Below are 16,709 nucleotides of genomic sequence, written 5' to 3' on the forward strand. Positions count from 1 at the left end.
TGAAAAGCGATTCTCTATCCTAGGCATCACAGACGGGCGTCTGGATTGTCCAAGTCCCTCGCCCACTCTTTTCTACGCTTAGGCTTACAGCAAACCACTCAACATAACATCACCCATAATACGCACTTAGCTAGCTGGGCTTTAGCAGTCATTACGACCGTTGTTGAACTGCCGCCTTATCAGTTGGCGGATTGCAACGCAGTAAAATATGTTCACGTTGTTCCTTATATTTCACCGCATTGTAATCATTATTTATGTGTAAGTTAGTTCTGATAATGAATCTCTGAATGATGTCACACCAAAACGTTTATGAGCATCTTGTAGAGCTTCATTCATTTCAGTATATGGTCCGTAGATTTGAACGTGATGCCCGAAAATAGTTTCAATTGCTTCTGATAAAAACCAATCACCGATTTTAAATTCGGGTTTAAGTTCTGACAATATTTCCGGTGTTGCATTTCCGACCATACAAAGCACCTTTGGACTGTCATACCTATAACCGAGCATTTTAATTTGTTCAAGCGGCATTTAGTAAATCCTTTTTTAGTAAATCTAAGTAACTGAACATTTGTTGATATTTCAAATAGGCTTGAAGATCTTCAGATTCAATTAAGCATTCATCGAGGTCTTCATGCAGCCATACGACTAATTCATCAAGTTCATCGCAACTCATAAATCAATCTCTAGAGGTTCTATCGTTAAGCCGTATCGTCTCAGTTCAAGACCGCCAAAGTTATTAACGATATAGCCAGAGCTATGCACTGTATATTCTCCGGCAACATAAGCGGGTTGCCCTTCATCGAGTGATAATTTCATTTGAACTGGGAATTTACCGCCTAAATATGCATATGCGGTTTGTTCGTAAATCGTTCTAGGTGGCTTACCATCTTTACCTTGAATTGTCCGGGTTTGGATGGTTGTATCTTCTGGAAAAACTTCAATTTTCAACATGGAATGATCCTTTTATAATTAACTTAAGCGCAAGCTTTAAATGGTAATATATTTGACTGAGCTACAACCGGGAGTTGATACCAATCAGGAATAGAAAGCGGTTTAACTTCAATGAGTTCTGAACGTTTTAATGTGGGACAAATACGAGTCACATCAAAAGCCTGCGCAACATCAATACCTATCTGTTTTAAGCGAGCTTTATGTTCATAGAACTGACGTTCTTTTAATACTTCGCGTAAGTTCATCCCACTTTGCCACATGATGGCGTAACTTTGAGTAGAATTAGCCGCCTGACGACTGTTCACTACTCCTAGCTCCAGTAATTGATCTGCAATGCTTTTGTGTTCATCGTGATTGATTTGAATTGTCTTCATAGCGTTCTCGATATCATTTAAATGTGAGTAAAAATCCTCTTCTGTTACTAGGCCGTAGAACTGTAAGTTGTGTTTTTTTAAGAATATTTGTTTCATGCTCATTTCATCACGAACTACGCCATTCATTTCACAGAAGTCGATTAATTTTTCTATATAAATCAATTGTTCAGGTACAACGCCTTTCTTTTTGCGTTTATCTTTTCTTAAGTGTTCTTTTAGCTCCCACGCTTTGCAATAAAGTTTATTAAGTGCCCATGACGAACCATATCCCCAGCCGCAGGTCATTCCATTAGGAAAAAGATGAGGTTTTCTTCCTCTGCCTATTTGCATTGAGGACATACCTCTAATAAAGGATGCTTCTTTACCCTGCCCGACTGACAAGTTTCGCGTCCAATCGATAGAAGTAATTTCAGCCCCATCGCCGATCAGAGTAGCGGGTTTGTTTTCCGATGTTTGACGATGAAAAAGTCGTGTGTTTTTGGTAAATGGAGGTAGTCCAAGTTTTGGTAAAATGTAGTTGTAGACTTCAATACATTCATCAAGAGTCCTTAGCCCAAACAGGTTATCCATTCTTTGCCATCGAGACGGGTTGCCTCTCATTCGAATGCATGAACCATCACATTGGATAGTTACTTTTGTACTAAAAGATCCTTCTAAGAACTTCTGATTAACAGATGGGGGTAATGCTTCCCCAGTCTCCATATCTAACCTTTCAATAACGTGAGTACCAACTAGTGGTAAACCACCGTCGGTATGTCGTTGTTGTAAGAAAAGCTGATCAATGAAGTACACAAAAAAACCTGTCAATAAAAATTATGGTACGTTTATGTGTACATTATAGTAAAGATTTGTATTTTGCAAATGATGGGTTTATTTTTATGTATGTATAATTAAAGATAGGCTTACCAAAATGGATTTAGAAATGATTTGTGATGTACTAAAAGATGCAAGAAGTAATATCAATCTATCCCAAACCGAAGTTGCTGAAAGTGTTGGTGTAACGAAGCAAACATACTTGAAATGGGAAAATGGAGCTACTGAACCTAAAGCTTCTCAAGTAATGAAACTTGCCCAAGTCTTGAAAGTTACAGAAGGTGAAATCTGTAAAGGTATGTTGAATAAAAGACTACCGATTGAGAAGTTCATAATAGAGCTATCTAAACTCGGTGCTGACAATGCAATTCAGACATTGAGAACCTGGGAACAAGTTCCTGACCATGCAGAATATTTGATGAGTTTATTGAAAGATAATACGAAATCAGAAGATGATATTTTTCAGATTTTGTAGTGTGATATGCGGAAGTCCGCAGTTAGTTGGGGTGTAACAGTAACCCCAACTGTAATTGACAACATTTGATTAACATGGGAGGCAAATCGAAGTGCATCAAAGGCGCTTTCGCTTGCCTCCTTGATTGCCCTTCTCCGCTTTATTTCTTCCTTCTCATCTTCGCTCAGTCTCGCTCATCTTCGAACGTCATCAAGCCGCTTTTTGGTGAGTTTTTAAAGGGGGGGTTGGATAGTTTGCATTTACATAAAAAGATCATGAAAATTTATGGCGCGTCAACTTTTGTGTTACCATATGTGATATGAGTCACAAAAAGGCGATTAGAATGAAACTTACAGTTACTAGAAAATTTTCTAGCAGAGCTAAATTAAAGCGATGGGTGAAAGCCGCTAGAAATATAATACTGCTTTCTGTCTCACTGAACAGTAACGCTAACTCTGTTATTGGAGACGCTAACACAGTTATTTCAAATATTAAAAGCACAGGGACTTTTTATACTTATGCTAATTATCTTCCCAAAGGACAATATTTAGTTTCGTTTGAGGAAACAGATGGAACAGACATGAATGATTTTTCTGGTTGGAGAATTACTGGCGCGTTAATAGTTCCGTCTATGACTTTAGCCCATAGCCAAAAAACCATTGACTTAAAACCCAAATTAGAAGAAAGCTTAAGTGACTTTGAGTTTCGATTTATAGGCACTATGTTTTTGATAAATACACCTGAATCACCTGATGAGATAGCAAATTTAATGTCTATTTTAAAAAGATATTCCGTAAATTATTATCCTTACGATGGAACAAACACTATGAGCTTTACAAACTATAGAAAAGGAAGTGGTCTTCAGTTCTGTTGAAATCGAAGCGCGCATTATGCAAATTATGTTACGGGCTCTCACTTGAAAAGCGATTCTCTATCCTAGGCATCACAGACGGGCGTCTGGATTGTCCAAGTCCCTCGCCCACTCTTTTCTACGCTTAGGCTTACAGCAAACCACTCAACATAACATCACCCATAATACGCACTAAGATTGTGAGCGCAAAGTTGTAATGTCACTATTTACCGAAGTTAAAATGTCACCTTAATGGCGAACCATCACTACAGTTATTATATGTTATCGCATTGAGGTTTATTGGATGTTGAAATTCAGATGTCGTTTACGTTTTTTTGCAAGTTCTCTATTTTTTCGTAGATGTATACCCTCTCACCATTTTGAACAAGGACATTAAGAACGAGATTAGTCCGAGAAGTAAAAATAACCAACCTAATGGAATAAATCCAAAAGGTTCAATAAGCCAGCCGCCTTTGTCGACGTGCGAACCAATTAGGTGATAACTAGTCCAACATGCAAAGCTGGAAGCCCAAAATAGAGCCGACAGCCAAAATGTTTTTAGAATTTTCATTTTTTATAACCGAAGGTCGAATTTATCTTATTCCTATGACAGTCAGAATATAAAAAGATTCGATTTAACCAACTTTGCATAATACGCACTCAGCTATCTGAGCCTTAGCGGTCATTATGCCCGTTGTAAGCACTGTCAAACTCATCGCTATGCGTTGCAGAATTAAATCAGCGATGGTGAATGTGTTTAATTGACCAATTTCTGTCAATTCATTAGACGTTCATTTTACGTTGCTCTGATATTTCTAATGATTTACTGAAGCAGCATCTCAAAATTTGTCATTCAATACGTTGATTATATTGGACTAAATGATGAAACGTTAACTTATGATTGACTAGTAAGTGACATATTTGGTTACAAAGCCACTTAAACTTTCTCCTGTTCGAACGCTTTTAAATAACCGGCAGTGTTGAATAAATCTGCCATAAATGGAGAAACAAAAATGAAAACTAAATTGTTATTAGCATTGCCTATGGTCTTACTATTTTCGGCTCACAGCTGGGCTGCATCATCGGATGAAACGGTTGCGACAGTCTTTAAAAACTATATGGACATCGAAAAGTCTGAGTTTTTTAAACAAGGATGGTTACCCAATTATCTTCCAAAGTCTGCAGTAAATATTGAAGCGTTACACAATATAGAGTCGAAAGTCGTCACGGCTACATTCGAATTTGACGCTGATGATACAAACAGTATTAAGGACAACTGTAGCCTCGTCGCGGAAACTGAAAACTCGTCTTTATATTCATGTGCAGATCTAAAAAGTGATATCTCTTTTGATCTTAGTAAAGATGGTCACGGTGTCTATGCAAGTAAGCCACTCAATAATGGCTAAAACTCATTAAAACAGTGTCTAACTAGCGTAATACTTAAGCTTGTTAGACACTTTCCTTATTTGCAATAATCTTAGGGTGTAACTTGGCGGTTTTGTGCCCTATTCCACTTTATTTTGTCGTAGACGATTTCACAGGGCATTTCTAGTTTGACCTTATGTAAAAAGCCCTGAATGGTTTGATTTTAATGGCTTGATTAATAATTTTGGTTATTAACAACTCCAAAACTGATTGTTATATGTTGATTATCAAAAACTGAGTTTTCGCTAAATGTAACTCGGATATTACTGAGCTTTTATATTACCTGAGTCGAATCCACACTGATAATACCAATAAGGATTTACGGAATTTGATCTTTATGACAAACAAAGATAGCGATGAGTGACAAATAGACAGATAGTTTCACGTTGCATAAAGGTATGGTGTCCCCTAAGGTTTTCGACGTTACGACGACCACTCAAAACGATTACGTCCTTTTGCTTTTGCATTATAAAGAGCTCCATCTGCTCTTTTGATTGCCACTCGGCTAGTTTCATTGGGGGATTTCAACGTTATACCAATGCTAACGGTGAAAACCTTCTTGTGTTCAGAGCTGATTTTATCCGCTTCCCTCATGACTATATTCGCAACATCGATTGCGTTTTGTTGGTCACCACTATCTATAAATATGGCAAACTCTTCACCACCTATTCGACTTGCCGTGACATTATTAGTCATAATTCCAGACAGTGAATTGCCCAAACTTTGTAAAATCAAATCACCTTCGTCATGACCGAACAGATCATTAATCTTTTTAAAATGGTCTACATCTATGAGCAAAATCAGAAAAGGTTGATTCTCATGATTGCTCAACATCTGTTTAAAATATCTTCGATTGGGTAGCTGAGTTAACTCATCAATCATAGATAGTTTCTTTATTTGATTGTAACTCACAGACACCGTCTTAATAGCGATCATTATTCCCATTGTATAGACAACCATGCCGATGGTTCTCAATACGTCTTCGCCCCATAATGACAGCCACAATGGTTGATAGAAAAACTCATCACCAATATCAACAACGCTGGCTAATATCCATAAAAATAGTCCTACGCTTAACAGAGCATGGGCACGAAAGTTTAATAGAGGTGCAAATTGTACTATTAGGAAAATTAATAGAAGTGATAACAAGCCAATAAACTCAAAAATAAAGCTATAATACAAAGGCTTCAATCTATCTAACGGTGGTAACAACTGGAAAGCTAAACCTTCAATTATGATACAAAGAACCAAAGCGACAATGAACAACTTCCGAGAATAATTTAGCTCTCTTACTTTTAATGCTCGAGTCTCTAGTTGCAATTGATCCATGTTAGCTAACATCCTTATGTGATTTATGCACCACTGTTCTATTGATTTTGATATAAATTAACGAGAGTTTCGCTTTAAATCTAATCGTTGTAAAGACGAGTCAGTTCATTTCGTTTGATTATTCTGCATTATTTGTATTAACAACTTAGTTATCGGGGATTAAATCTTCAATAATAGATGAACACAGTGAACAGAGGCTGGGTCTTTAAGTTAAGCGTCTGCGGCCTAAAACTTTGACCTTTGTAACAAGCTCAGATTCAACGATCAACCTCCCGAACCTCTAGTTTAATTTTTTGCCGACTAAACGGCTTTTTTTGATAATGTAAAAGCAGCATAAGTAATTTTAAATAAAATTAGTAACATAATGATTAAAAATTGGTTAATTCTGTGTAGGTACAGTTTTATAGGTGGCGAGTGCAGGCAGAATAGTTGTTGAATTAAACAAAATGGGGTTAAAATAATGAACGCATTGTCGAGATATCGGTTCAAAATAACCAATCGGTTGATATTGCAGGTGACCGCCATTTCTCCTTCCTATAAGAAATGGCGCGTTTTTTCTATTAAAATTAAATATTACGCTTTCTTTTTACCATGCGACTTGAAGCCTTGATGTGGGAAAACATTGCGTATTCGCTGTTGAACTTTATTTGAGATACCTTTCGAAAAAGTTAACTTGGCACCGGAACGTGTCATGTAAACCTTAATCGTGCCGCTGAATGGACTTTTATGTGCTATTTCTTTGCAGCTATGACCAAACCCGTGCGGTAATTCGCCTTTGTGGCTTATAAGCTCACCGTCTTTAAATTCCATTTTAAGTTTCGGTCTGTCAATTGCGACTAACCAAAAAACAAGCAAAGCTCCAACTAAAACAACATACAACATAACTATCCCCTTAGCTAATCACCAAGCAATTTGCTCAGATCTTCTTTTAAACTGTTTACTGTTCTACTGGCTTTTTCTGTTCGTGATGCTTCGCTTAACAGATATTCAATAGCGTCTGATAAGGTACATCCCAATTCATTTGCCCTATTAGAAAGCTTCTCCCATACTCGGTAATCTAAGTCGATAGACTTCTTTTTAGTATGTATTTGCTCAGCATTAAAATGTCTTTTTCGTTTCGCCCTGATAGCTTGTTTTAATCTGTTGTCTAACTCAAGCGACATGTGATTATCAATCCAATCTAAGACAAGAATAGGTTCATGTTCAATATCTCTCAGCACTTGAACCGCTCGCTCAACTTCGCTGCTGTCAATATGCTTTGTGATTTGTGTACCATCTTTCCATTTATTACTCAAATATTGCCATTTCCAGCCGCATTCAAGATTTTCAAGTTGTTGGTATTTCATGACTATTTCCCTAACCTTTTTATGGTTACAGCGTAACTCAAAAAGGACCATTTAAACAAGCTTTGTTGTTGTTTTGATCTTAAAAACTGTTAACTCACATTATAACTATAAGGCGACCTGCTTTTTATATATAATCAACGCCCTTTTAATCATACTAAGTCGAAATGAATCAAGAAGATTGGCGTTCCGTCACACCACAGTTTGATGAGTATGAAAATATCATCCATGAATTTTCATCTTACTCTCCTCTATCCTTTTTTGACCTCCAACCTAGGTTAAGAGCCGCAATGCTTCGATTCGAAAAATTGCGCAATTGGACCAAAGTACTGCTAATTAATTCACCAGATAATGCGATCTATCGAAATGCTATTTTAGATGCCATACACGACGAACACTTGGTTCCTGATGAACGTGTCGTTGTAAAAGCAGAAACCTTAGAGATTCGCGCAATATTGGGAGAATACAAAGCAAAAAATGGACAAGTTGATTCTTTTTCTCAAGGGCTGTTGAAGAAAGCTGATGGTGGATATCTCGTTGTCTCAGCAAACCTAATAATGGCGAATCCATCTTCATGGATGGTTTTAAAATCGGCGTTATTAGGTGAGTTTGTATCACCTGTCAGCGTCGACCCAAAACATATTGCAATGGATCCTCCAGCTCATCAGGTTGACGTAAAGCTGATTGTTATTGGCGATAGAGAACAGATGAGTGACCTCGATTATTTTGATGCGGATATACAATCCGGATTTTGTATGTTTAGCGAAGTTGAATTAGAGTTTAAACTAACAAAAGAATCACTACCTTCCTATTTAGGCTATGTTAAGGGTCTAATTGACAGCTTTGGAATACCGTTGCTGGATGACTCAGGGATACGTCGCTTATTAACAGCGGGAACACGAGAGTGCGAAGATCAGCATGCTATTCCTCTGTGTCTTCAATGGCATAACGCGCTGTTAAGTGAAGCTGCTATCCACTCTGCAGACCGTACTATGTCAGAGTTAGATCTGGATAAAGCTATTGATGATAAGTTTTATCGTGAATCCTATCTTCCCAAACGTGCTTTAGACGATATTCTTGAAGGCCAAGTGAACATCGAAACAAAAGGTGAACACGTGGGCCAAGTAAACGGACTAACCGTCGTTGATATACCCGGTCATCCTGTCTCTTATGGTGAGCCGGCGCGTATTTCATGCGTCATCCATTTTGGCGATGGAGATGTCTCTGACGTGGAACGAAAAGTAGAGCTTGGTGGTAATTTACACGCTAAAGGCATGCTGATAATGCAGGCTTTAGTTAATACGGCGCTTGATCTGGATGAACCTCTCCCTTATTCCGCTTCTATTGTTTTTGAACAATCATATTGTGAAGTTGATGGCGACAGCGCATCGTTAGCAGAATTTTGTTCGCTAGTGAGTGCGTTATCCGATACCCCAATTAATCAACAAGTTGCGGTTACGGGCGCTATTGATCAGTTTGGTCGAGTACAAGCTGTTGGCGGATTAAACGAAAAGATTGAAGGTTTCTATCATGTATGTGAACATCAAGGTTTTACAGGAAACCAAGGTGTTATTTTACCCAAATCTAATCTAAAGCATCTATCCTTACATAAAGATGTCGTCAATAGCATTCGAAACGGTGACTTTCATATCTGGTCAGTAGAAAATGTTGATGAAGCTATTGAATTGATTACAGGTAAGCCATTTAGAGGCGATGATGAAGATGCGCTTTTAAACCAAATTTCCGACCGAATTGCCTATTTTCACCGCAGGGAAGGTCACGGTTCTTTATTGCACCGCCTAAAAAATAGATGGTTAAGTCACTGATCGGACTTGATTAGCTTACACGTGTTTACTAAGATGCACGTAATATAAATTGGAGTAGATAAAAAATGCAGAACAGACGTAGCTCATATAATCGCGAAGACCTATTAGCCTCTAGCCGTGGCGAATTGTTTGGCCCGGGATATCCACAACTGCCAGCACCAAACATGCTAATGATGGACCGTGTTAATCTCATGACGGAAGATGGCGGCGAGTTCGGTAAAGGCTACGTAGAAGCAGAATTAGATATTACTCCTGACCTTTGGTTTTTTGATTGCCACTTCCCTGGCGACCCGGTAATGCCAGGCTGTTTAGGACTTGATGCAATGTGGCAACTCGTTGGGTTCTTCCTTGGTTGGGTTGGTGGCGAAGGTAAAGGACGCGCACTTGGTGTTGGTGAAGTGAAGTTTACTGGCCAAATCTTGCCTACTGCAAAAAAAGTGACATACCAAATAAATATGAAGCGTGTTATTAATCGTAAATTGGTTATGGGCGTAGCAGATGGACGAGTGTTAGTGGATGGTAAAGAAATTTATGCTGCTAAAGACTTAAAAGTGGGGCTTTTCAAAGATACATCTGCTTTTTAGTCGTATTTCTTAATCAAGGCAGCTTTCGAGCTGTCTTTTTAGTGCCAACATATTTAGTTATAGTGCGTAATAATGTTAATATAAACCCCAATTAAGAGGCTCACATTAATAAGTAAAGAGTTATTTATAGAGACCTGCGTTTTTATCATCTCTTGCTTCACGCCATCCACCTAACCAGAAAGACTTAGCATCTGTTTGATGATGTGGGCATTCTTCCATCGACTTCCCGTTTAATCCGGCTTTGTAACCTTGTGATTGTGCTCTATCTAGGCGGTCACGCTTTTGTCGCTTCATATTGTCTATCCTTAAACCTTTAGATGATTCCTAATGTATTAGTCATTAAACCGAGCATTCAGCTCCACCAATAATATTGGTTCAATGTTGATCATTTCTCAAGTATAAAAAAACACGAGCCCAAAAATATTGGACTCGTGTCATTCGATGACAATATTACTTTGTTCTTCTGAAACTAATCAAAGCAAGAAGTGTCAAAGCATAAAACCCTAAACCGCCACCCGATCTTGAAACAGTCGCTGTTTCTAAAGGACGATTTTCGATATCCGAACTCGTTGCGCCAGAAATTGGAATAAGCTTAACTGCAACTATCTCTTCCTTCCCTGACCCTCCGCCACAATAAGCGTTATGAGCCGTAGAGTCGTATCCTCCAACGCTGCATTTCAGTGCGGTTGCAGAGATAACACCCGCATCATTTATATCCGTCGCATTGACCACTCTGAAGTGGTTATTTGCAGAGCTGTAACTACCACCATTGGTGAGACTATCTATCCACCATGCTTGATCACTAAATATCGACCGTCTTGCCGCTTCAGTGCCCGTACCGTTATAAGGATAAATGTAGGCGCGTCTGCGACGTTTCTTACCGTTGACTTCTCGGTTTGTTTCCGCATCAATTTGACCAACCACTTCGTTAAAGTTGTTTATCGCATTCGCTTCACCACCAGCACCAGCAAAGAATATTCCACCAGAGAAATAGGCGGCACTTGGGCTGCCGTTACTTGCATTCGCAATAAACAATCTATTATTCGCGGCCCCTGCTTCTGGTGTGTCACCATAGCGCTTGGCTTCGCCAATAACCAACAGGTTGTCATTGATATCTTTTGCGACCGAATTACTGTGGACATAATCACCACTGACACGAACAGTTGCATCGGAAATAAATGTGGTGCTCCAGGCGTTCTCAACGACACCCGAGGAGTCAAATGTAGCATTTGGATAAAACACCGCGGCTTGCATTAATAATCGGCTGCTGTATTCATCGGTATTGTAACCTACGAGTACAGGCTTACCTTGGTAGGTACCTGCAGCAGTAGGTACAACAACACTACGTATACTACCCTGTGCAGAATAATCATTCACATTTGAAGTGCTGACGGTATCACTGGCGTCATCTCTAGCGATGCTCCACAATGACGCGCTCACCCCCTCCGCAGAAGTGCCGACGGAAACTCCAGCATCTTTTACCTTCCATATATACGGTTTCATTGCGAACGCGAAATTCTGACAATTATTGTGAAGTGCCGCTTCGGAATACGTGACACAAAGCCCAACGTCTCCAAAATAGTCTTTATCGGCATCGCCATAGGCGAACGGTGCTACTGAACCAGATCCAACAACATATGTTTTACTGTCATAAACAAATGAGTCAAACGCCATCGTCCTACCCATCTCTTCTACGATATCAGCGGCGCCATCAGCAATCGATTTGGGAAGCAATGAAGTCGAACCATAGAAACCGCGATCGCGATATTTTAAAATGGCATTACCATTGATGTTAAAATAGCCGCTGTTACTATTTCCTATGATCGTCGTATCTGTGCCCGTACCCTCAATCTCATTAACTACCACATTCTTGCTATTGGATATTAACGTAGAACCTGTCGGGGCCGTTGCGGAAGGAGAATCAATGTTCGTTAGTTGTAAATAAGCCGACGCATTTGATGGGTAGCTGCCTAAATTCCATGCCTGACGCTCCCGATAAAGACCGCCAACATTATCTACGCCGAACCAGCGATTGTATGCCCAACTCTCACAAGTTGAGTAACCGAGTTCGTTGTCACAGTAATTTTCGATATCGTCTTGGTCAAGATAGTAAAAACGATTATCAATACCGAACGGAACTTCTTGTTTATAAGAAAAGCCGGCGAAACCTTTGCGGGTATCACTCGCCAATTTGTAGTCGTCATTACCGCAACTCGTTGTACCAAAACAACCAAGATCTTGGCCTGACACTGCACCTGACTCTATTGCCGCTGAATAACTATCAGTACTGCTAGAAGCCACTTCAACGACTCTATACAGTGCGGCGTTGGCCTGCGTAGCACTAACGATCAAGATAGTTAATGTGGATAGTTTAAATGTTTTACTACTCATTTATTTCTCTAATTCCTGTTGCATAGCTTCTAATTCTTCCCATCTTTCGAATGCTATTTCAAGTTGCTTCTCTTGAGAAGCTAACTTATCCAATACGGGCTGTGTTTGCTCTACGGATTGAGCAAAAAATTCTGAAGAATTGACCTGCACTTGAAGGGCTTCAATCACCTCTTCAAACTGCTCTAGTTTCGCTGGTAATTCTTCTAACTCTCGTTGTAATTTATACGAGAACTTGTTTCGTTTGCCACGTGATTGAGTATTTTTTTGCGTTTGCTCAACCACCTTATTTTGAGAGTCTATCTCAGGCGTTCTAGATTGTTGTGCTTGTGTTCGTTGTTGCTGCGCATCGTGATAACCGCCAACAAACTCTTCAATCACACCGTCGCCTTCAAATATCCAACTTGTCATCACCGTGTTGTCTACGAATTGACGATCATGGCTAACAAGTAAAAGCGTCCCCTCATAGTTGGCAAGCAAATCTTCTAAAAGTTCCAAAGTTTCTATATCTAAATCGTTGGTCGGTTCATCGAGAACCAACAAATTGTTCGATTTGGTAAATAATCGTGCAAGTAACAGACGATTTTTTTCGCCACCAGAAAGTGCTTTAACGGGCGTTCTTGCTCTCTTAGGTGAAAACAAAAAATCCTGGAGATAACTAAGCGCATGTCGTTCTTTTCCCCCTATCGTAACTTCTTGCTTACCATCAGCAAGGTTATCGATAACGGTTTTCTCAGGGTCGAGTGTTTCACGATATTGGTCAAAATAGGCGACTTCAAGTTTTGTACCGCACCGCAGTGAGCCTGATTGTGGACTGATTTGATCAAGCAGCAATTTTAATACTGTACTCTTACCACAGCCATTTGGGCCGATGAGCGCAATTCGATCACCGCGCATAATATTGAAACTGAAATCAGATACAATCGGTTTCCCTTCGTAGCTGAAGTTGAGGTTCTCACCTTCAAAGACGATTTTCCCAGAACGGTTGGTTGTATCAATCTGAATATTCGCTTTGCCTTGAACCTCAAGTCGATCGCTGCGCTCTTGTCTTAGCTTTTTAAGCGCCCTTACACGGCCTTCATTACGCGTCCTTCGAGCTTTAATACCCTGCCGAATCCACACTTCTTCTTGAGCCAGCTTTTTATCAAATTCGGCATTTTGCATATCTTCAACGCGAAGGGCTTCTTCCTTATCGATTAGAAACTGATCATAATTACCCGGAAAAGAGCTTAAATTACCGCGATCAAGATCAACAATACGAGTTGCCATAGATTTGATAAACGTTCGATCATGCGAAACGAATATGATTGATCCTCTAAAGTCTTTTAGAAAACCTTCTAACCATTCAATGGTGGTAACGTCTAGGTGGTTTGTTGGTTCATCAAGCAGCAACACATCTGGGTCACAGACCAACGCTTTTGCAAGCGCCGCTTTTCGCTGCCAACCACCCGACAATTCGGTCAGCTTCGTCTCACCATCCAATTTAAGGGCCGCTAACACATTCTTGATTCTGTCTTCAAAACGCCACGCATCGGCATGTTCAAGTTTTTCTTGCGTTTTAGCTAAACGATTAATGTGCTTCTCGGTCGGTTCACTTGCGACAAGATCAAGTTGCTCATGATAGGTTTTTAATAGCTTGCCTACTTCAGCAAGACCGCTTGCAACATAATCAAGTACTGTACCCTCGACATTCCGTGGTGGGTCCTGCTCTAAACGTGAGACAACGACATCTTGAGTTATTTGATACTTTCCGTCGTCCATAATGACTTCACCAGAAAGTATCTTCATCAGGGTCGATTTACCGGCGCCATTTCGGCCAACCAAACAGACTCGCTCGTTTTCTTGTAACGTAAAGTCTGAACCATCGAGTAGCGGTACGTCGCCAAATGCTAATTGACCATTATGTATGGTAAGTAATGCCATTTTCTTCTAACCAAATTTTAAGTTTTGTACTATCAAAGGGCCAGTTAAGTTCAATTCCACTGAAATTAACCACTGGAATTGTGACCCCGTAACGCTCAAATAACGTATCATCGTATGCAATATCAATGACTTGAGGTGACACCTTCAACATATGCAGCATATCTAAAGCCTGCTCGCAAAGGTGACACCCTTCTGTACTGTAAAGCTTTAAATCAAGATGCTTCTGCATGCTTGATCAACCAAGAGTTGTGAATCTGTTTGTTTCTTGCGTAATCCATAGGCAAGGTTTTAGGCGAAATATTAATGGCACTTAAACCAAGCTCTTTAAGACTATCAAGATCCATTTTAAAATGACGTTTATTGTTCGAGAATACAATCGTTCCATCGGAGCGCAGTAACCTTTTCAGATCCTTAATCAACTCGATATGATCCCTTTGTACATCAAATGTTTGATCCATACGCTTCGAATTGGAAAACGTAGGTGGGTCAATAAAGATGAGATCATAAGTCTCTTGTGCTCGTAGAATCCATTGTAAACAGTCAGCATGTTCAAACCTATGTTCACGCCCCACTTTCCCGTTTAGTTTTAGATTCTCTTTGGCCCATTCTAGATAGGTCTTCGACATATCTACCGTCGTCGTCGATTTTGCACCCCTACAAGCGGCATGGGCTGTTGCAGAACCGGTATAAGCAAATAGATTTAGGAAATCCTTACCATTCGCCATCTCGCCAATCATACGACGAGTGATCTTATGGTCAAGGAACAGCCCTGTATCAAGGTAGTCATGTAAATTGACCAGCAACTTAACGCCGTACTCTTGCACTTCGAACGTTCTAGAGCCTTCGCCTAGTTTTTGATATTGAGACGATCCCTTTTTCTTTTCGCGAGTTTTGAGGACCACTTTATTTACATCAACACCAGTAACTTGAATGGCGGCACGGATAACATCCGTTAATCGTCTTTTCGATTTCTCTTCCGGGATATCTTTTGGCGCGGCATATTCTTGAATAACAAGGTGATCCAAATAAACATCTATCGCAACATTGTACTCGGGTAAGTCCGCATCATATATACGGTAGCAATCGAGTTTCTCACGTTTCGCCCACTTGCCAATTTTGGCGATGTTTTTCTTTAAGCGGTTGGAAAAGTCTGGTGCTATTAGAGCACCTTCTTGTTGGGCCTCGTTACCGTCATTAGCACGTCGTTCACTAATTGAGTAATTTTTTTGGTGACACGGTAACGCGCCATTTTGCAACTTATACTGCTTATCAGCACGCATTCTTAAGCAGCTTAACAAGTCATCAGAGCTAGAAAAAATAGAAGCCTGACTGCCTGCAAAGTTCTGTTTAAGCTGAGCACCGAGGGATGTGTAGAGCGCGATTAAACCCGGTTCAGTACCCAACCTTTCACCATAGGGCGGATTGGACAGGATCACACCCGTTTCATAACCTTCGGGACGAGTTAACGCTGCGGCGTCTCCAACACGAAACTCAATCACGTTTTCTAGACCCGCTCTTTTCGCGTTCTGTTTGGCAATATTAAGCACGCGTTTGTCGTTGTCTAACCCGTAAAACTTAGTGTCAATATTTTTGACACCCCTGCGTCCCTGAACATTTGCTTCTGCTTTTATCGCTGCCCATAGTTCTGGTTCAAAGTCGTTAAGCTCTTCGAATGACCATTTACTACGTAGAACACCAGGTGCCATATTCGCCGCGATTAAAGCTGCTTCTATTAACAAGGTGCCTGAACCACACATAGGATCTAATAACGAAACCCCTTTCTTCCAACCACTTCTCATTACAACAGCAGCAGCCAGTGTCTCTCTAAGCGGGGCTTGTCCGGCTTCGGTTCTGTAGCCTCGCTGATGCAGACCTAATCCAACCAAATCAATACCTAAGATGGCCTTTTCACGATTTAAACGAACGTGGATTCGTATATCCGGCTGTTCTTTGCTGATTGAAGGCCTTTCTAGATTCTTTTTGGTAAAGCTATCAACGATGGCATCTTTAACTTTCATCGCACCATACTGGCTGTTACGAATCTCGTTATTGGTACCATTAAAGTCAACCACGAGGTTCTTCGAACTTGTAAAGTGAGATGACCAGTTTATTGCAGAAGCAGATAGATAGAGGTCCATATCGTCTTGGCAATTAAATTCAGACAACACACGTACAAATCTTGAAGCAATACGGCTCCATAAACAGCAACGATACACCTGTTCGTTGGTCGCTTTAAATTTCACACCTGCTTGAACAGGTTTAAAATCAACTATTCCGAGCGCTTTTAACTCTTCAACAAGCAAGTTTTCCAAGCCATTTGAAGTAATCGCTAAATATTGGTTCATATCTATCTTAATCAGCAAAAAAATGGCCTTGATTATACCTGATTAATAAATCAATTAAGAACAAAACGCTAAAAAATCTCGCAGAGCTTGTTCAGGTGCTCAGT

At 40.0% G+C, this 16,709-nt stretch carries 18 protein-coding genes; 5 read left to right on the forward strand and 13 right to left on the reverse strand.

Annotation, left to right across the window (positions count from 1 at the left end; genetic code table 11):
- Positions 1 to 252: 252 nt before the first annotated feature.
- The 4 genes from AACW90_RS20995 to AACW90_RS21010 are packed head-to-tail and all read right to left on the reverse strand — an operon-like array spanning position 253 to position 2,117.
- Positions 253 to 528, reverse strand: a complete 276-nt coding sequence (locus tag AACW90_RS20995; protein ID WP_390238497.1) for a hypothetical protein — start codon at positions 526 to 528, stop codon at positions 253 to 255.
- Positions 518 to 673, reverse strand: a complete 156-nt coding sequence (locus AACW90_RS21000; protein WP_390238499.1) for a hypothetical protein — start codon at positions 671 to 673, stop codon at positions 518 to 520. The genes AACW90_RS20995 and AACW90_RS21000 overlap by 11 nt, the downstream gene beginning before the upstream one ends.
- Complete coding sequence (locus AACW90_RS21005) at positions 670 to 951, reverse strand: single-stranded DNA-binding protein (protein WP_390238502.1); 282 nt, start codon at positions 949 to 951, stop codon at positions 670 to 672. The genes AACW90_RS21000 and AACW90_RS21005 overlap by 4 nt, the downstream gene beginning before the upstream one ends.
- 23 nt (positions 952 to 974) lie before the next feature.
- Positions 975 to 2,117: a phage/plasmid replication protein, II/X family gene (locus tag AACW90_RS21010; protein ID WP_390238505.1), complete on the reverse strand. Its 1,143-nt coding sequence runs from the start codon at positions 2,115 to 2,117 to the stop codon at positions 975 to 977.
- A gap of 118 nt (positions 2,118 to 2,235) precedes the next feature.
- Here AACW90_RS21010 and AACW90_RS21015 point away from each other — a divergent pair, with 118 nt between their 5' ends.
- Together AACW90_RS21015 and AACW90_RS21020 are read left to right on the forward strand one after the other, a co-directional pair.
- Entirely contained in the window at positions 2,236 to 2,613 is a 378-nt protein-coding gene (locus AACW90_RS21015; protein ID WP_390238508.1) for a helix-turn-helix transcriptional regulator, read from the forward strand.
- A 322-nt stretch (positions 2,614 to 2,935) separates the two neighbouring features.
- A complete protein-coding gene (locus tag AACW90_RS21020; protein WP_390238510.1) occupies positions 2,936 to 3,466 on the forward strand; it encodes a hypothetical protein in 531 nt (176 codons plus the stop codon).
- Between the two features lie 322 nt (positions 3,467 to 3,788).
- On the opposite strand, the gene AACW90_RS21025 is transcribed toward AACW90_RS21020, so the two are convergent.
- Positions 3,789 to 4,013, reverse strand: coding sequence for a DUF3955 domain-containing protein (locus AACW90_RS21025; protein ID WP_390238513.1), 225 nt, complete (start codon positions 4,011 to 4,013; stop codon positions 3,789 to 3,791).
- Between the two features lie 442 nt (positions 4,014 to 4,455).
- Between AACW90_RS21025 and AACW90_RS21030 the strand changes: the two genes are divergently transcribed.
- Positions 4,456 to 4,848: a YbbD-related protein gene (locus tag AACW90_RS21030; RefSeq protein WP_390238516.1), complete on the forward strand. Its 393-nt coding sequence runs from the start codon at positions 4,456 to 4,458 to the stop codon at positions 4,846 to 4,848.
- A 442-nt stretch (positions 4,849 to 5,290) separates the two neighbouring features.
- Here AACW90_RS21030 and AACW90_RS21035 read toward each other — a convergent pair whose 3' ends face one another.
- The 3 genes from AACW90_RS21035 to matP form a co-directional block, all read right to left on the reverse strand.
- Positions 5,291 to 6,196, reverse strand: coding sequence for a GGDEF domain-containing protein (locus AACW90_RS21035; protein WP_390238519.1), 906 nt, complete (start codon positions 6,194 to 6,196; stop codon positions 5,291 to 5,293).
- 573 nt (positions 6,197 to 6,769) lie between these two features.
- Positions 6,770 to 7,078, reverse strand: a complete 309-nt coding sequence (locus tag AACW90_RS21040) for a DUF3634 family protein (RefSeq protein ID WP_390238522.1) — start codon at positions 7,076 to 7,078, stop codon at positions 6,770 to 6,772.
- 14 nt (positions 7,079 to 7,092) lie between these two features.
- Complete coding sequence (gene matP, locus AACW90_RS21045) at positions 7,093 to 7,542, reverse strand: macrodomain Ter protein MatP (protein ID WP_390238525.1); 450 nt, start codon at positions 7,540 to 7,542, stop codon at positions 7,093 to 7,095.
- Between the two features lie 164 nt (positions 7,543 to 7,706).
- On the opposite strand from matP, the gene AACW90_RS21050 reads away from it, so the two are divergent.
- Both AACW90_RS21050 and fabA read left to right on the forward strand, forming a co-directional pair.
- Entirely contained in the window at positions 7,707 to 9,365 is a 1,659-nt protein-coding gene (locus AACW90_RS21050; RefSeq protein WP_390238527.1) for an AAA family ATPase, read from the forward strand.
- Between the two features lie 65 nt (positions 9,366 to 9,430).
- Positions 9,431 to 9,949 (forward strand): bifunctional 3-hydroxydecanoyl-ACP dehydratase/trans-2-decenoyl-ACP isomerase, encoded by a 519-nt coding sequence (gene fabA / locus AACW90_RS21055; RefSeq protein ID WP_390238530.1) that lies wholly within the window; start codon positions 9,431 to 9,433, stop codon positions 9,947 to 9,949.
- A gap of 120 nt (positions 9,950 to 10,069) precedes the next feature.
- Here the strand turns inward: fabA and rmf are convergent, their stop codons facing one another.
- From rmf to rlmKL, 5 genes are all read right to left on the reverse strand, one after another.
- Entirely contained in the window at positions 10,070 to 10,243 is a 174-nt protein-coding gene (gene rmf / locus AACW90_RS21060) for a ribosome modulation factor (RefSeq protein WP_390238533.1), read from the reverse strand.
- 156 nt (positions 10,244 to 10,399) lie between these two features.
- Complete coding sequence (locus tag AACW90_RS21065) at positions 10,400 to 12,340, reverse strand: DUF3466 family protein (protein ID WP_390238536.1); 1,941 nt, start codon at positions 12,338 to 12,340, stop codon at positions 10,400 to 10,402.
- Positions 12,341 to 14,260, reverse strand: coding sequence for an ABC transporter ATP-binding protein (locus tag AACW90_RS21070; protein ID WP_390238538.1), 1,920 nt, complete (start codon positions 14,258 to 14,260; stop codon positions 12,341 to 12,343).
- Positions 14,238 to 14,489 carry a glutaredoxin family protein gene (locus AACW90_RS21075; protein ID WP_390238542.1) on the reverse strand — a complete coding sequence of 84 codons (252 nt, stop codon included), beginning with the start codon at positions 14,487 to 14,489 and terminating at the stop codon, positions 14,238 to 14,240. The genes AACW90_RS21070 and AACW90_RS21075 overlap by 23 nt, the downstream gene beginning before the upstream one ends.
- On the reverse strand, positions 14,473 to 16,605 hold the full coding sequence (gene rlmKL / locus AACW90_RS21080) for a bifunctional 23S rRNA (guanine(2069)-N(7))-methyltransferase RlmK/23S rRNA (guanine(2445)-N(2))-methyltransferase RlmL (RefSeq protein WP_390238545.1): 2,133 nt from the start codon (positions 16,603 to 16,605) through the stop codon (positions 14,473 to 14,475). The genes AACW90_RS21075 and rlmKL overlap by 17 nt, the downstream gene beginning before the upstream one ends.
- Positions 16,606 to 16,709 lie beyond the last annotated feature (104 nt).

This window comes from Vibrio frigidus (assembly GCF_042465995.1).
In the GTDB taxonomy this organism is placed as follows: Bacteria; Pseudomonadota; Gammaproteobacteria; order Enterobacterales; family Vibrionaceae; genus Vibrio.

Bases quoted from the DNA above. Each gene is read 5' to 3' on its own strand.
- rmf (WP_390238533.1), bottom strand. From the start codon at position 10,243: ATGAAGCGACAAAAGCGTGACCGCCTAGATAGAGCACAATCACAAGGT.
- fabA (WP_390238530.1), top strand. From the start codon at position 9,431: ATGCAGAACAGACGTAGCTCATATAATCGCGAAGACCTATTAGCCTCT.
- AACW90_RS20995 (WP_390238497.1), bottom strand. From the start codon at position 528: ATGCCGCTTGAACAAATTAAAATGCTCGGTTATAGGTATGACAGTCCA.
- AACW90_RS21015 (WP_390238508.1), top strand. From the start codon at position 2,236: ATGGATTTAGAAATGATTTGTGATGTACTAAAAGATGCAAGAAGTAAT.
- AACW90_RS21065 (WP_390238536.1), bottom strand. From the start codon at position 12,340: ATGAGTAGTAAAACATTTAAACTATCCACATTAACTATCTTGATCGTT.
- AACW90_RS21000 (WP_390238499.1), bottom strand. From the start codon at position 673: ATGAGTTGCGATGAACTTGATGAATTAGTCGTATGGCTGCATGAAGAC.
- rlmKL (WP_390238545.1), bottom strand. From the start codon at position 16,605: ATGAACCAATATTTAGCGATTACTTCAAATGGCTTGGAAAACTTGCTT.
- AACW90_RS21050 (WP_390238527.1), top strand. From the start codon at position 7,707: ATGAATCAAGAAGATTGGCGTTCCGTCACACCACAGTTTGATGAGTAT.
- matP (WP_390238525.1), bottom strand. From the start codon at position 7,542: ATGAAATACCAACAACTTGAAAATCTTGAATGCGGCTGGAAATGGCAA.
- AACW90_RS21025 (WP_390238513.1), bottom strand. From the start codon at position 4,013: ATGAAAATTCTAAAAACATTTTGGCTGTCGGCTCTATTTTGGGCTTCC.
- AACW90_RS21070 (WP_390238538.1), bottom strand. From the start codon at position 14,260: ATGGCATTACTTACCATACATAATGGTCAATTAGCATTTGGCGACGTA.
- AACW90_RS21030 (WP_390238516.1), top strand. From the start codon at position 4,456: ATGAAAACTAAATTGTTATTAGCATTGCCTATGGTCTTACTATTTTCG.
- AACW90_RS21020 (WP_390238510.1), top strand. From the start codon at position 2,936: ATGAAACTTACAGTTACTAGAAAATTTTCTAGCAGAGCTAAATTAAAG.
- AACW90_RS21040 (WP_390238522.1), bottom strand. From the start codon at position 7,078: ATGTTGTATGTTGTTTTAGTTGGAGCTTTGCTTGTTTTTTGGTTAGTC.
- AACW90_RS21035 (WP_390238519.1), bottom strand. From the start codon at position 6,196: ATGGATCAATTGCAACTAGAGACTCGAGCATTAAAAGTAAGAGAGCTA.
- AACW90_RS21075 (WP_390238542.1), bottom strand. From the start codon at position 14,489: ATGCAGAAGCATCTTGATTTAAAGCTTTACAGTACAGAAGGGTGTCAC.
- AACW90_RS21005 (WP_390238502.1), bottom strand. From the start codon at position 951: ATGTTGAAAATTGAAGTTTTTCCAGAAGATACAACCATCCAAACCCGG.